Raw genomic sequence first — 15,166 nt, forward strand, 5'->3', positions numbered from 1 at the left:
CACCTGGTTTGGACATAGCATTACATATTGGATACGAACAAGTTTGTGTTATAAGCCATTAAAGCATATTAATATTATTGTAACAAAAAAGCAGAAAATCATTCTCCAAAGAATGGCTTTCTGCTTTTATCGTTTAACCCAAATAGCGATGATACAGACTTCTTGCTTTTGCCACGTCCTTTGTCCCATGGATCAGCGCTCTGCCATCTGCAAAAACAACCAAGCGATGCTCGCTTGTACTAAAGGAAACCAAAAACGGATTTCGCTCTACTTTTCCTTCTCCCAAAGAAGCAAATCTATCTGCCGTTTCTGCAAGATTCAGATGGATCGGGTTTGCTGGTCTAATTTGAACGGTATCCCTACCGCACAAAACATCTGTTTTCTGCCGATGAGAGGCCGACAAATAGGGATACGTCGGTTGGCTGCCGCAAGAAGGACAGTTCTCCTTTTTAACGCTATCTACCGCTATCGCTACATACTCATTTTTCCACAAATCAAACGAAAGTAACTTTCCTCTCAAATCTTCCGGATATCCGCCAAGAAGTTTGAAGGCTTCCGTAGTTTGGTTAGCCGTGACCATCTGTACAGCCTGCGGAATAATCCCGGCGGTATCACAGGTTTCCCCACCAAACGGTACAGTTCCCAGCAGACAGTGAAGACAAGGCGTTTGACCCGGTAAAATGGTGTAGGTTACACCATAGCTGCCTACACATCCCCCATAAATCCAAGGTATCCGATGCTTGAGTGCCATGTCGTTCATAAGAAGTCGGGTATCGAAATTATCGGTTGCATCCATCAAGAGATCTACCCCTTGGATCAACTCTTCCAGCTCTTCCACCCCAACATCCAGTACATGTGCATGTATAACCGTTTCCGAATTAATATCCTTTAATCTTCGCTGAGCAGCTACTACTTTGGGATATCTTTGCGCAGCATCACTTTCCTGAAAAAGCTGCTGGCGCTGCAAATTGCTCCATTCCACATAATCCCGGTCTACGAGGCTCACTGTACCTACACCCCCGCGAACGAGCGTTTCCGCAATACCTGTACCTAACGCTCCGGCACCTATGATTAGTACGTGGGAAGAAGCAAGCCGACGTTGTCCTGTCGGTCCAAAGGGCGCGAATCTTTCCTGTCTGGAATAACGGTCACTTGAATGTGTTCCTCCTGCACCGGATTTGTCAGTTACCTTCATGCCTGAACCATACCTTCTATCGGACTGCTTGCTGAAGCGTAACGTTTTACAGGAATCATCCCCGCCTCAAAACCATATCTTCCAGCACGAACAGCCAGTTTCATGGCCTCGGCCATTTTTACCGGGTCCTTCGCTCCTGATACGGCTGTATTCAACAAAACAGCATCTGCCCCTAACTGCATCGCTATTGCCGCGTCACCGGGTGAGCGAATACCCGCATCGACAATAACCGGAACCTCCGCCTGTTCAATAATTAGACCTAATGAAAACGGATTAAGCAAACCATGTCCTGTACCAATCGGTGAAGCTCCAGGCATAACGGCATGTACTCCAAGCTCTTGTAGCCTCTTTGCTAGAATCACATCGTCCGATATGTAGGGCAGCACGATAAAGCCTTCTTCTAACAGCTTTTCACTAGCTTTCAACGTTTCAAATGGGTCCGGCAGCAGTGTCTTGCTATCCCCAATGACTTCCACCTTAATCATATCGCACAGGCCGGAGGCTTTTGCCAATTTGGCAATACGAATCGCCTCCTCTGCTGTTGTAGCCCCTGCTGTGTTGGGAAGAAGTGTATACCGGCTCAAATCCAGCATATCGAGAAAATGCTGCTTATCCCGTTCCTCCAAGTTCAATCTCCGTACAGCAAACGTCAATATTTCCGTCTCAGCAGCCTCTACGGCTTGGGATTGGATATCTAGATCAGAGAATTTTCCTGTTCCCAACAACAACCTCGAGGTAAAAGATGCTTTTCCAATGGTTAACATAATCAACCGCCTCCCACAAAATGTACAATCTCTAGGCAATCTCCATCTTTCAGTACCGCTTCATCATGATCTTCACGGGTCAATATATGCCGATTCAGCTCCACCACTACGGTTTTCACCTTTACATCAAGCTCATGTAGCAATTGATTCACATGAGTGATTCGATTAGAAAAGGTCAGGCTCTGGCCGTTAATCGTCAGCTTCATAAGCTTTTCTCCTTGAGGAGCTCAGAAGAAAAACTACTTATCCCAAGTTCTGCTGCACAAGCCCCATTAAGCATAGCTGCCATCGCACGCCCGGTAGCATCACTCAGCAGGACACCGTTACGATAATGCCCGACTGCAGCATATACGCCCTCGCCCCCAGGAACAATGCCTATAAAAGGATGACCTGATACAGCCTGCGGACGTAAGCCCGCCCAAGCGCGTATAAAAGAAGCTTCACGGACGCGCGGCAGCCAGGCAGAGGCACGTGCCAGCAACCCCTCCAAGCCTCCTACGGTCACCTCTTCGTCATATTGATGTGGAAGGCTCGTTGCCCCAATCCAAAGCTCGTTATTCTGTTTAGGCACGAGGTAAATATCATCAGCATAAATGGTATATTCTAACGGGTGATCCTTCAAGGAGACCGCTACCGCTTCGCCCTTGACCGGATAAAGTGGATATTCAAACCCAACCTGCGCTAGCAATTTCATGCTATCCAAGCCTCCGGCAATAATGACCTGATCGCAGGAAAAAAAACCACTATCTGTACGGACACCGCAAATTCGACCATCCTGTATGACCAGTTGCTCTGCCTGTGTACCAGACCATACCGTTGCTCCCAGCACCGCAGCAGCACCTGCATAAGCACGGCAAAGCTGGACAGGAGCCACTTGTGTCTCCTTTGAACGATATATTGCCCCGATCGCTTGTTCATCCAAACCTGGAATTCGTCGGGCCAATTCTTTCGCATCCCACCAGATAGGAGAATCACCCTCTCGCGTTTTAGCAGCTTTCCAGCGTTTTTGGCCTTCAGTCTCCGTACGGAAAGGGGTCACAAACCCTTCAGTACGGAATTCCACCGAAATACCTGACAAACGCTCTAGATCACAGACAAGCTCAGGGAATGCATCTCGACTTATGCGAGCAAATCGTGATAGCTCAGAGCCGGTGAACTCTTCACTTTCCGCTGCCAGCATTCCAACCGCTGCTCCTGAGGCTCCCTCACCCGGGATCAATCGTTCCAGCATAATCGTACTTCTTCCCTCCTTGGCCACATGATAAGCAATGGAACTGCCGATGACACCTCCACCTATGACCAAGCATTCAGCGTGTCCAATCACTCTTTCCTCTGTGTGTATCTTTAGCATTTGTTCCGTATCTCCTCTCCATAAACCCTTCTGCTTTCAGCTTGCCTCTACTCTCGTTTTCTCGCTACAGGCTGTGAACTACAAGGTCTGCCATTCGCCTATACTCCATTGCAGCTGCAACGGGCGACTCAGCCTCCCATATACCAGACATCACCGCAATTCCGCTTGCTCCGGCCCTATAAAGCTCCGGGATATGATGCGGTTGTATGCCGCCTAGCGCAATCACCGGAATGTTTGACAGTCTGCAAATATGTTCAAGCTGAGCTAAACCCCGCGGTACAATACCGGGCTTACAATGGGTCTCATATACGTGACCATAAAGTACATAGTCCGCTCCTGCCCGCTCAGCAATTTGCATCTCCTCCAAGGAATGTACAGACACTCCACAGCGTGTACCCTTTGGAAGTAGGCTTTTCACATCCACAACAGGTAATCCATTAGCTGGTAATTGAACGGCTCCGACCAAAGTAAGTAAAGCTACATCCACACGATCATTTACTACAATTTGTTGCAAAGGAACTTCCTGCTCCACCAGGCTGCGAGTCAAAGAAAGCAATGCAGAGGCACCATTCTGTTTTAAACGTGCGTGTACATAATGAACATACGGACAAATCACAGCAGCCACTTGGGCGGCTTGTGCAAAAGTGCCCTTTTCCATCGAAATTGCGTGTAATTCGATTTTGTCTTCACCTCACATTGGACTAAAGGATCTAAGCTTAGCCAGCCACGTCTACCAGCAGGAATGAAAGGGGATTATATGTGAATCGTCTACGGAAGCTCGAACTACTTAAAATGAACGAAACGCAAAAAAACCACTTCCCCAAGGAAGTGGTTTAACGAACGTCCAATAATCGAACGGACCATGATATCCGTATACGTGTATCGTCCCACGCACAAACAAAAATAAAGATGGTGTTGCCTTGTTTGTACGGCGCTCACTTCCCTACGCTGGCATAACCCAGATCAGGTGCAAAGGGTCCGAAATCCATTTATTCCGTCTCAGCCGCATGGGCGGCTCCCCTAGTGTGACTATTTTATTGTATAAGCTAAAGATAGCTTAGCATATTTTTCTAATTCTGCAAACCCCACTTCGTGTGAAATTTGCTGGAACTGGATTTAGCTGATTTTAGTTAACTTTACTTGACCACTCTTCCACATTCCACGTTTTGGTTACCCAATCCTCGTAAAAGTCCGGTTCGTGAGATACAAGCAATACGGTCCCTTTGTATTCCTTCAAAGCACGTTTCAGCTCATCCTTTGCTTTAACATCCAAGTGGTTGGTAGGCTCATCGAACAGTACCCAGTTGCTTTCACGCATTAACAGTTTGCAAAGACGGACTTTAGCCTGTTCTCCACCACTGAGCGCAGATAGCGGACGCGTGATATGCTCATTTTTCAAACCGCAACGCGCCAAATGCGCTCGTACTTCATGCTGGTTCAAATGCGGAAATTCATTCCACACATCGTCAATCGGTGTAATTTTCTCGGCCTTTACTTCCTGCTCAAAATAAGCGGGCTGCAAAAAATCACCTTGATAGGTTTTTCCACTGATTGGCGGAATTTTTCCCAATATGGTTTTGAGCAATGTCGATTTACCGACACCATTGTAGCCGACAATTGCAATCTTTTCGCCACGTTCAATCGTCATGGACATTTTAGGCAAAAGGGCATGTGTATAACCAATCTCAAAATCAATACCCTCAAATACCGTCTTTCCGCTTGCACGTGCCTCTTTGAATTGAAAGGTTGGTTTTGCGGCTTCTTCAGGCTTATCAATACGTTCGATCCGATCAAGCTGCTTTTCACGGCTCTTTGCTCGGCCTGATGTAGAGGCACGCGCTTTATTACGCTGAATAAAATCTTCCTGTTTCTTAATAAAATCCTGTTGCTTCTCATAAGCATCAATATGCTGGGCTTTGTTTAGATCCGCCATTTCGAGAAACTTTTCATAATTAGCTGAATAACGGGTCATCTTGGCAAATTCAAGATGGTAAATAACATTAACGACCTGGTTCATAAATTCAGTATCATGTGAAATAAGAATAAAAGCATAAGGATAATCCTTCAAATAGCGCGTAAGCCATTCAATATGCTCTACATCCAAATAGTTGGTAGGTTCATCCAGCAACAGGACGTTCGGCTTTTCCAACAGCAACTTAGCAAGAAGAACCTTTGTCCGTTGCCCGCCGCTAAGTGCGGATACATCCCGATCCAGTCCTATGGCCGACAGACCTAGTCCATTCGCCATCTCTTCAACCTTTACATCAATGAGGTAAAAATCCCCCATATCCAGTTGCTCCTGAATTTCACCCATCTGTTCCAGCAACACTTCCAACTCATCAGGAGAAGCATCCCCCATTTTGTCAGTAATCTGCATCATTTCCTTTTCCAATTCCAACAAAGGAAGAAAAGCATCCTTCAATACATCACGTACCGTTTTGCCCGGTGTCAGCTTGGTATGCTGATCCAGATAGCCGTAACGCACACGTGGAGTCCATTCCACTTTACCCTCATCCTTAAGCAATTTTCCAGTGAGAATGTTCATGAGTGTCGATTTACCAACACCGTTAGCTCCTACCAAACCTACACGTTCCCCCGCAAGCAATCGAAAGGAAACATTTTTAAATAATGCGCGGTCCCCAAAGTTGTGGGATACATTTTCTACAGTCAATAAACTCATAAGCTGTTTTTGGCTCCTTATTGTCATCGGCATTGCCGACTGTTCTTATTTCATATGCATTTCGTTTCTCTCAAAGCTTTATTGTAGCACATTCTGCAACCATATCGGAATATTGAAAACAGTGAATTTTAAGGTTTTTTGGTATGGATCTGCCTAAAAAAAGAAAAACCACCCATGAGGGTGATTATTTTAAGCCATTATAACATTTGTACTCAAAGTAACCCGCAGCTGCTGCAGATTTTTCATCCGTGAAACGTTCACTCGCTTTAAAGGGAGCTGGACATGAATCTCTATAAAAATACTTTATTCCAGTATCTGGTTCTATGCCACCGATAATGTCTTGCTTTCTAACGACTCTCCCACCACCAAATCCATAGTTATTGTAATACCTGTCTCCAACCGGAATGCCTTGGATAAACGCGATCAGCCCCACATCATCTACCGTGTTGTACCACTCCTCTTGCGGAATGATCGGTAGCGTGAACGAATAAGTTATGCCGTTACGCGCTGCTTTTTCGTTATGGACATTAATAATTCGCGCCAAGTTCTCTTGAACGCTGCGAACAATGGTGGAACGACGTATTTGCTCAAAAGTTTCTGAATTTTTCAGCAAAGATATAGCGGTCTGATCCTGAAGTTCCTTTTGAAAGCCCTCTACCCACCTGTGATTTCGAGCATCGTATGCGTGCACATAATTATCCAAGGTGAACCCCACACTGTTGCCTACTGAATCAACATAGGCATATGGCTTTTTTTCGCTCCATTTGTGGCCAATAGCAGCTTGTCCATGCTCGTCTGTATAGGCTTCTGAGGTGAACGCATAATAACCGTCATAATCCAGAATTACAATAGCCGGTATGTAATCCAATAATGCACGTTGTGCTACTATATCCCCATCAATGCCTACATTAAGAAAAAGGGTGTGCAGGAACGTGTTCAGCGCTGCTTCTTTATCTACCCGAAAAAACTTATCCGATCCGTATCCGGCCTCGCGTTCCTGACGTTCATTCTGTGAGAGCACAACCCCTGCATCCTGAACTGCGGTACGGAGAGCCGACGTATATTTCATTTCTAGCTGCTGCACTTCACGCTGATTCTGCACCCGTAAGTCACTAACTACACCAAAGGGCAAAAACAAAAGTATAAATATGACCGCAAAATCAGTAATCCTCATTCAGAACCATGCCCCCGTAAGAAGCTGTAACTGCTGGCTTGCCGCTATCTGCCCCACCAAGAAGCCATGATTTGTACAAGTCCGCAGGAGTCCGATTCGTATTATGTACCCGGACCGTAAAATAATCCCCGGCCATCAAGGTATATCGACGCGTCTGATCTGATTTTGGCTGCTGATTGTCAGGAAACAGTACAGGAAAAATTTGCGAATTATAGTACCCATCATATACAGCTTCATAATTGCCCAGAAAACTGTCTGGCTTCGCGGCATCTGCATAGTCCGGTACATACTTTTTGTGCATATGCTCCAAGTCAACTTCGTACATATTGCCTGTCAATTCCAGATCATGCATAAAATTGTTATACATCGTCGGTGTAATGTAACCTTTGGTTCTTACCATATCAACAAAACGTACAGTTGCATGATATGTATTTAACCCGGATATATCATCCTGCCGTTCAGCAGCTTGAGCTGCGGGTACGATGTACAAAAGCAATACAGCGAGCAGCGCCCCCAACAGCTTCGATATTGTTTGAACCACTTCAGTCTTCCCCCAATTTCTCAAAACGTACAGATGTTATGTCCCCATTCCCATTACGCTGGGGGTACATGGAATATAATGAGGAAGCATCCAGGGTCGATACATCAGGCTCAAACGGTTCAGAAAATACATCATACTCTGTCCCGTCGACTTGAATCGAAATCCCCTCCTGTAAGTTCATGCGAATTGCCTGTATGACCTGAGTTCCTTTAATCCGCTCCGGCAACCCCACCCCAGCAGTACGGGCTATTCGCCCTTCAGAATGCTCCTCTATCTGTGATCTTAATTCCAGTGCACCATCCAACTGCCTGGACAAGTCTGCTGCCGTTACACATGCGGTTATGAACAGAATAACTGACACACCAAGCCGCAGCATACTTGAAGCGTGTTCAGACATACTCTCATCCCCTTTATGATTATTATCTCTGCTGTAGTGCTTAGGACTGGGTAAACAACAACCCACGTACCACGTTCGATTTGTCTTTGACGATTTCAGCTTTAAATTTACCACTCGGATTTACGTATTCATTCTCTTTCTCATTAAGTGTATTCGTGATTTTCCCTGTCTTATCACTGCCACCATTCACGGCGCCATACTGTTCACTGTCTGGGCTAATGTTCAGAGCATTACCGTACCACTGGCCTGCCATATTTTTGCCGGTTTTAATCTGAATGCCGAATTGGTCCTTCCCCTGAAACTTTCGCAGCGCATTGGTCACCTGGGAACCGCTAATCGTTGTGCCGTCATATACCGTAAAAGAGGCTTGAGACAATTCGGTCTGAATATCAGCAAAATTGTTTTGTGCCGTTTTAGTCGCCTCCTGGGCTGAAATAAATAGTATAACTACAATCGTAATTAGAGCGATGGTCAAAAATATCCCAGCGGCTACCTTTAAAGCTGTTGATGCGTTATTCATTATTTTTCTCTCCTAGCTTGTTATTTTGTATTAGTCATAGGTTAACTTTCTTACTGAATTTTTTGTATTTGTTCATAATAGTTATCCATTTGAACAAAGCTCATGCCGATCAACGGAATCACCAAATATAAAAAGATAAGACCATACATCGGGGCAAAACCAATCATCCTTCCCCAGATAGCCTTACTGTCTATTATTTTTTCATACTCCTGTTTTCTTTGTTCGAAATAGTAGGACATATGGGATTCCAAATCATCAAAGGCCTCTCGAATCGTAATTTTACCTAAAGACAAATGAAGCTTATCCACGAGACGTTGAAATTCCGGCAAAGGCGCTTCTTCTTTTAGCAAGTCGAGAGCTGCCTCTGGCCCATGTTCATAATGAAGCAAACATTTTTGCAGAGGTCTTTTGAATATAACTGAAAATCTGTTCAGCCACTCCAATATTTCCTCGACAGACATTCGTTCTATAACCCGTAAAATGGAAATAACTGTTTGAAATTGATACACCTCATGCCTCATATCCAACCGACGCATTTTTCGTTGCAAATATAATAAAAGCATAGGCATTTGATAGGCTGCATACCCAACAATCAAACTAATCAGCTCTTCCCACCACTTGATGTATTCATCATCCCAATCTTTTAGCTTTTGGAGGATACGCCAAGTATTTGTGGATAACTGTTCAGGAGTAGCAGTTCCATTAGCATTATGCTCTAAAGCAGCGTACGTCTGTTCGTATGTGCTGTTTGACCTCATGTTCAGCGAATGCATGATTTTGCGATCAATCTCACTCTGCTTCAAACCTTCTTTTTGCTCCACCGGACTTAAACGTCCAAACATTTGACCCGATTGCACTGGTGCGTGAAGGATATGCGTTTTCTCAGCTTCATGTAAAAAAAATATCGTACTGATACTGAGCACCAATCCTATGATACAAAGAGCCATTCTGCGTATGTAGAGCCACTCCAGCCTAATCTCCGCACCACTTTCCTTTAATAGGCGGGTTATTTGAAAATAAGAAGACATATTCTGACGCGGAATTAAAGAATCCACCACATTACGAATGATAGGAAAACGGTATAGCTTCTGCTCCCAAACCCTCCGTCCTCTACCCGCACGATATCCTGTCTCGTCGGTCTGTTGTAGCTTCTGTAATAGGAAATAAGATACGATTATCACAATATAAACGGATAATTTTGTGATATAACCCAATTTTCCCTGATAAAACTCATCCATGGAGGGAAAGCTGGATCTCGCCCATGTCTCGATTGGGATGGTAAAGAAAACAGGTGCTAGTGCGATCACGTTTAGACTTTTTAACAGATAGTCCAGTTTATTTCTTCGCAGCAACTCCAACTGGATTTCGCGTGCGAGACTGCCGAGCCCCTTCAAGTAAATGGAGCCACCCTCCTCCACCCGATCACCAAACTCCATTACCATATACGAGATACCGGCAAAAGCTTTTAAAAATCGATTAGGAGCCGATTCATAGTATCTTTCCAATGCTTCGTGCGGATCAACATCTGTTAGCGCCTCATGGATGAGTCGTGCGTGTCTTCCGGCCTCTGCCTCCGCCAAATCGGCCGCTTCGGATATAGCTTCCTCCACCATACCGTGCTGATGGTAATAGTGACGCACATTGGCGAATAATTCGATCATCTGTGCAAGTAGCCTTTTTTCCATCCGGCTAATGGCCATATCCAAAATAAGACTGTTGATTACCACTCCGCATAAAACGGCTAATATAGCAAACTCTATTCCTGGCTTCATCATGACCAGCACAACACCACTGCAAGCAAAAGCTCCCCAGATGAACAGTGTCATCTTCATCGTCTGTAGGCGAAGCTTGTACTCATCGTAGGCATGCTGACCAGCTAGTCGCTTACGTATACTCGTGATGTATCCGGACAAGAAAGGGACCTTCATACACAGCGTGTACAACTTATGCAGTAAGGCTTGTAGCTCACGTTGCAGTACCGCTTTTCCCTTGCGACCTTCCTTCACAGAATAAATTCGTCCTCTGCGAACTGCATGACTACTGCGCTTACGCAACCCCCATAAAGCTATATATAGAAGCGTAAAGCCCCCACCTGATATAAGTAAAATCCATAATAAAATTTCTTTAAGACTCATAGTCTTCCTCCCAATAGCGGGTCAAAAAACTGCGGAAATCTCTGGCATCATTTACATTCATCTGCTCATACATTTCTTGTACACTTTTGGCTGTTAAGGGCTCCATCGGTATATAGCTTCCGTTCCGATATTCCATAACGTGGCGATAACTGTAGCTCGTTGAAGCATTGGAGCCTGCATCCGTATGATCCGGGTCACGCGGCACACATTCTGTGATCCGTTCGATGTAGCGTCGCCCTTCCGCATCACGTTTGAGATGCACATCAAAGTTAATGACATGAACTACCTGTTCCTCAGCAATGCCTTCATGCTGAAATACTCCTGTTTTGAGCAATGAATTACGAAGTGAAAACACGAGATCACGAAATGTTTTGGCATGATGAGTAAAAATGGTGAACAGACTGGCAACCTGCGACATTTGAATCATCCAAGCAGCTACTTCATCACTTGCTACTTCGCCTAGTATATTGACGGTTCCATCTGTTTTTTTCTGTAAGTCAAGCCCTTGTTGTCCTGAAATATGATCCGTTTCTCGAAAGCTAAGAATATTACGGCGACTGTAGATGCTGCGTAGATGCAGTTCAAAAGCCATTTCCTGAACGCGAAGCGTATACGAAGCATAAATGTGCTTGACCATCGCCATTAACAACGTCGTCTTACCTGAGCCCTGCGCGCCTGTGATAGCAGTAATCCGGCTGCCTTTCATTAAATAAGAAAGTAGCTGGATTGGAAAATCAGCATTTTGTCCCTTAATTAACTGTTCCAGCGATGCGCTTTGAATATCAAATTTACGGACAAAGAAAGCCCACGATTCTGAGAAAGGAGGTCGTACCACCACTACCCGTGACCCATCCTTCATTTCATTGACCTTATAACCATTCGCTTCGGAAAGCTGTCCCGGGTAATTGTATTTGTAAATATTTTGGCACACCCTTTTAAGTTCACGCTCAGATCCGAAAGAAAGGAATGAAAGATGGATCGTTTTACCTTTATAAAAAATCCATACGCTCTCATAACTATTGGCAGTAGGCATAGTTGTTTGTTCAAATACATACCCATCGGAAGCCCAGTCTGATGATGCAGGAATCCCACCTTCCGGCATACCACTGACGCCCCCACTTACACCGTCGATCCGCTGGTCACGAATATCATCAATGACGGAAAAGCCTTTGTAATGCTGATAAATCCGCTGGACAATAATATCCACCTTCTCCAAAAAGGAAAGGGGCCGGTACTCACAATCATAGATATAACGAATGTCCTCTGCGGTAACGAGATAACTTCCATCTTCTTCACCTTGCTGTGAATATCTCATTTCGGCCAAGTCATAAGTATCCAGTAAACGTGATAGTGCATCAGCGCCAAACTTCTGCTGGTATTGGTAAAATATAATTTCGAATTGATCCTGTATGCTAAACAACTCAGGTCTGGAGAATGGCATAACAGTATCGACGATTTTCTCGTTTAAGCCGTAACCGTGAATCAGAAGCTCAGCCATCAGATTTTTAACAAAACGTTTATCTCCACTGCTGCCATTGGCACAGTCCTTTAATGCCCTGCGTAGTTCCGCCCTTTGATGGATACGCCGTCTATATTCCTCTTCATGCAATCCGGCATCCGCCATCTGGCTATGACTTAGTTCATGAAGTGCATTTTTGATATACTCTATTAATGTTTCGAATGTGGCATCTTCATTCTTTTTTTCTACCCGAAGGGTTGAATGTCGCGAGTGAAAATTCCCTCGATATTTTACAATAATCAGTACGATGCACATCAATACTATACAGGTAAGAATCAATCCGTTGATCATTTGAGCGGACAGCATTTAAGCGCCCCTCTCCAAAGCCTTGAGCCGAAGATCGGACTCTGCCGCCTCCAGAATAGCTTTGCTGATATGACGTATACTCTGCGCCCATCCTACAGTCATAAAAAGCTTGCGAGGCTGCCCTTTTCCACTTCGTACCTCACGCTGCACATGGCCGATCACATCCCTGCGGTTCCATGCGTCCATAAATCCGGTGTTATAAGGGACTGTATACAGAGCACCTTTGTAGCCATATCTCCTGCGAATATTCGCTTCATTCACTTGAGAATGCACATCATATTTTCCAAGTACTATTAATAAGGGTAACGATGAGTAGGTAGATAACGGAGACACGGATTCAAAATAAGCGTCTAACTCTCGCATATTCTGAGTGAGTGAAAGAACAGCCAGTTTGGCTCGTGCACATGCTTCATGCTGTACAGCCCCCCATCCTGCTCCACTTCCTGCATCAATTAGCGTTAAATCATAATATTGGTTCGCTGTATCTATTACTGCCCGTACAAGCCCTGGAGACAGTAACGGCGGTGCAGCTCCAAAGCTGGAGGTTCCCTCAAGTACATCCAAAGTATGTTCGAGTACAGGTGTCGTATAATTACGAATATTTTCTTTAGACAGTGTCCCTCGCAGAACTAAACGTGCGGCAGCATCCCAGCCCCCTTCCTGAAGCTGTAGGGTTGGATCATCCATACCATACTCTTGTATAGGTAATCCTGATTCAATACCGGTATGTCTACGACCCAAATGAGTCAATAATAGTCTTCCTCTATATAGATTGCCTATGGTAATTGCTATTGCTGCCGCCAAAGAGCTACTTCCACTAGCCCCCTTAATGGGGCTCCAAAACAAAATGGTACTCATGCTCTACTCCTTTCCGCACGCTTTAGCGCACGACGAATCACCTTTAATTCCCAACTCATCCATTCCCCAATACAACGGCATAGTTCTTTCTTATACATTCTGGATAGCGGTTTTAGTATTAGCTGTTTTTTATGCTCATTTTCCAGTTTCAGAGCAAGCAACCCCTCATCCCATGGCAGTATATATGGCTCTCGCTGCCAAGATGCCGGGAAATGGTTCATGTATTCCCACAGATACGGCTCCTCCAGACCACAATCCACGGCCTGTAAAAATAGCTTGTGAAATACAAGATCTTTGGGAAATTCAGATTGACTGAATAAATGCTGAAGCCAATTCTGTCCGTTATGCATTAGCATGCGGCTATAATCACTGACCCAAACTCGCAGTTCTGCCCTTTTCCAAACAGAAATTGGACAAAAATCAAGTAACTCTACATCTAAAATAACAATGTCATAAACCTGCTCTGCCTTCTGATCAGCCGTCATACCTATATGCAGGTCTTCCCATGCTGTAAATCCAATTGCTACATCAAAACCACTAAACTGCGTAATGGGAAGTGGTTTGTCAAGCATCCCTATGCTATACCGATACCGTCCCCGCAGCGTAGCATCTACAAGCAGTACTCGTTGGCCGGAAGCTGCTAATATGCTGCTGATGTATAACAAGGTATCGCTTTTGTCACAAAGCCCGGCAAATATCCATGTTTTCATACTTCCGTTCCTTTTCTCTCATTTATTTGGCATACGGGTCAGAGCTTCCACCCTGCGTCAGAATCTTTGTTTGTTCTTGATGATCCTGCTCATTCTCATATTCATTTCTTGTAACATCAATCCCGCTTGTTGGGTTTTCTATAGTAGCACCCGCATGTTGAGCTGCAATTTCCTCACTCAGACTTCTTTCCACGGGTGTTGAAATTACACTGTTTGATGAACTAATTGCATTTTCAAGGGAATCCCGCAGCTGCTTAGACAGCTTTTGTTCAGCAATGTGTATCAAATTCGGATCACTATTCATTAACGCTAACACCTGCGCGTTAGGTGGATAGGTCGGGATTGCCTTAGGCTGAAATTGGGGATCAACATACGTCAGAGCATAAATGGATGCTTTATGCAGATAGGCATCAACAATCGCGCTCGAAAGCGATAATATTTCCTGCTCATTCAAAGTGACCCAGACAATTGGACCTTCCAGTCGGGAAATCTTCTTTTTGGATAATAGAATGTAATCCTGACCTGTTGGAAATTGTATGCGGATATCTACTTCGTCCCCCGACTTTAGACTGTTGGGTAGTACCACCACCTTTAGCTCACGGTTGCGTAAATCTTTAGGTGTGGGTTCATCAGCAGTAATCATAGACGATGTAAGCACAGATCCTTTTTTAAGCTCAATCTTGGCTGTGGTTCCGGAAACTTCACTTTTATTTGCCAGCAAATTTGATGGAGCCTGAGAACCGGGAACTTTAATTCCCTTCAAATCATTAGATGCAATCTGTTCACCTGGAGAAATGTCACGGACAACCGCCCAGCCTTTTTTCGCGGTTCGTTGCTCTTGTTCATACACTTTCCATTTCAGTTCTGCCTCTACCTCAGCCTGTTTCCTAACCTCATTCATTTGATGGATATTAACCATAAGGTAGCCGGCAAAGATAATGCCAACAATCCCAGCGCCAATGCAACCGGCATACAGTTTTTGTTTACTGCTTTTTCTTAGCTTGGACACACAACTT

15 protein-coding genes and 1 riboswitch are annotated in these 15,166 nt (G+C 44.8%); all 15 genes read right to left on the bottom strand.

The genetic code is table 11. The annotated features are described in order from the left end of the window. Positions 1-133: 133 nt before the first annotated feature. Positions 134-1,195 (bottom strand): ThiF family adenylyltransferase, encoded by a 1,062-nt coding sequence (locus NSS94_RS13130; RefSeq protein WP_029517438.1) that lies wholly within the window; start codon positions 1,193-1,195, stop codon positions 134-136. Next, on the bottom strand, positions 1,192-1,959 hold the full coding sequence (locus NSS94_RS13135; RefSeq protein ID WP_039271297.1) for a thiazole synthase: 768 nt from the start codon (positions 1,957-1,959) through the stop codon (positions 1,192-1,194). The genes NSS94_RS13130 and NSS94_RS13135 overlap by 4 nt, the downstream gene beginning before the upstream one ends. A 2-nt stretch (positions 1,960-1,961) precedes the next feature. Further along, entirely contained in the window at positions 1,962-2,165 is a 204-nt protein-coding gene (thiS, locus tag NSS94_RS13140; protein ID WP_029517436.1) for a sulfur carrier protein ThiS, read from the bottom strand. Continuing rightward, positions 2,162-3,310: a glycine oxidase ThiO gene (thiO, locus tag NSS94_RS13145; RefSeq protein ID WP_340955600.1), complete on the bottom strand. Its 1,149-nt coding sequence runs from the start codon at positions 3,308-3,310 to the stop codon at positions 2,162-2,164. Before thiO ends, thiS begins: the two co-directional genes overlap by 4 nt. A 64-nt stretch (positions 3,311-3,374) precedes the next feature. Next, positions 3,375-3,968 (bottom strand): thiamine phosphate synthase, encoded by a 594-nt coding sequence (locus NSS94_RS13150; RefSeq protein ID WP_029517434.1) that lies wholly within the window; start codon positions 3,966-3,968, stop codon positions 3,375-3,377. A gap of 265 nt (positions 3,969-4,233) precedes the next feature. Further along, positions 4,234-4,342: riboswitch (TPP riboswitch) on the bottom strand. A gap of 94 nt (positions 4,343-4,436) precedes the next feature. After that, a complete protein-coding gene (locus tag NSS94_RS13155; RefSeq protein WP_029517433.1) occupies positions 4,437-5,990 on the bottom strand; it encodes an ABC-F family ATP-binding cassette domain-containing protein in 1,554 nt (517 codons plus the stop codon). Between the two features lie 184 nt (positions 5,991-6,174). Next, positions 6,175-7,164, bottom strand: a complete 990-nt coding sequence (locus tag NSS94_RS13160; protein WP_165146626.1) for a hypothetical protein — start codon at positions 7,162-7,164, stop codon at positions 6,175-6,177. Continuing rightward, positions 7,151-7,705, bottom strand: a complete 555-nt coding sequence (locus NSS94_RS13165; RefSeq protein WP_341039418.1) for a hypothetical protein — start codon at positions 7,703-7,705, stop codon at positions 7,151-7,153. Before NSS94_RS13165 ends, NSS94_RS13160 begins: the two co-directional genes overlap by 14 nt. A 1-nt stretch (position 7,706) precedes the next feature. Further along, on the bottom strand, positions 7,707-8,102 hold the full coding sequence (locus NSS94_RS13170) for a hypothetical protein (RefSeq protein ID WP_341039419.1): 396 nt from the start codon (positions 8,100-8,102) through the stop codon (positions 7,707-7,709). A gap of 40 nt (positions 8,103-8,142) precedes the next feature. Continuing rightward, positions 8,143-8,622 (bottom strand): hypothetical protein, encoded by a 480-nt coding sequence (locus NSS94_RS13175; RefSeq protein ID WP_023988985.1) that lies wholly within the window; start codon positions 8,620-8,622, stop codon positions 8,143-8,145. Positions 8,623-8,672: 50 nt separating this feature from the next. Beyond that, the gene (locus tag NSS94_RS13180; RefSeq protein WP_341039421.1) at positions 8,673-10,757 is read right to left on the bottom strand and encodes a hypothetical protein; all 2,085 of its coding nucleotides are present in this window, start codon (positions 10,755-10,757) and stop codon (positions 8,673-8,675) included. Next, entirely contained in the window at positions 10,747-12,582 is a 1,836-nt protein-coding gene (locus NSS94_RS13185; protein ID WP_341039422.1) for an ATPase, T2SS/T4P/T4SS family, read from the bottom strand. Before NSS94_RS13185 ends, NSS94_RS13180 begins: the two co-directional genes overlap by 11 nt. Then, complete coding sequence (locus NSS94_RS13190) at positions 12,583-13,440, bottom strand: hypothetical protein (RefSeq protein WP_165146657.1); 858 nt, start codon at positions 13,438-13,440, stop codon at positions 12,583-12,585. Then, the gene (locus NSS94_RS13195; RefSeq protein ID WP_341039423.1) at positions 13,437-14,150 is read right to left on the bottom strand and encodes a hypothetical protein; all 714 of its coding nucleotides are present in this window, start codon (positions 14,148-14,150) and stop codon (positions 13,437-13,439) included. The genes NSS94_RS13190 and NSS94_RS13195 overlap by 4 nt, the downstream gene beginning before the upstream one ends. A gap of 22 nt (positions 14,151-14,172) precedes the next feature. Continuing rightward, entirely contained in the window at positions 14,173-15,159 is a 987-nt protein-coding gene (locus NSS94_RS13200) for an SAF domain-containing protein (protein ID WP_029517425.1), read from the bottom strand. Between the last annotated feature and the right edge of the window lie 7 nt (positions 15,160-15,166).

This window comes from Paenibacillus sp. FSL L8-0644 (assembly GCF_038008165.1).
GTDB classification, from domain to species: Bacteria; Bacillota; Bacilli; order Paenibacillales; family Paenibacillaceae; genus Paenibacillus; species Paenibacillus polymyxa_D.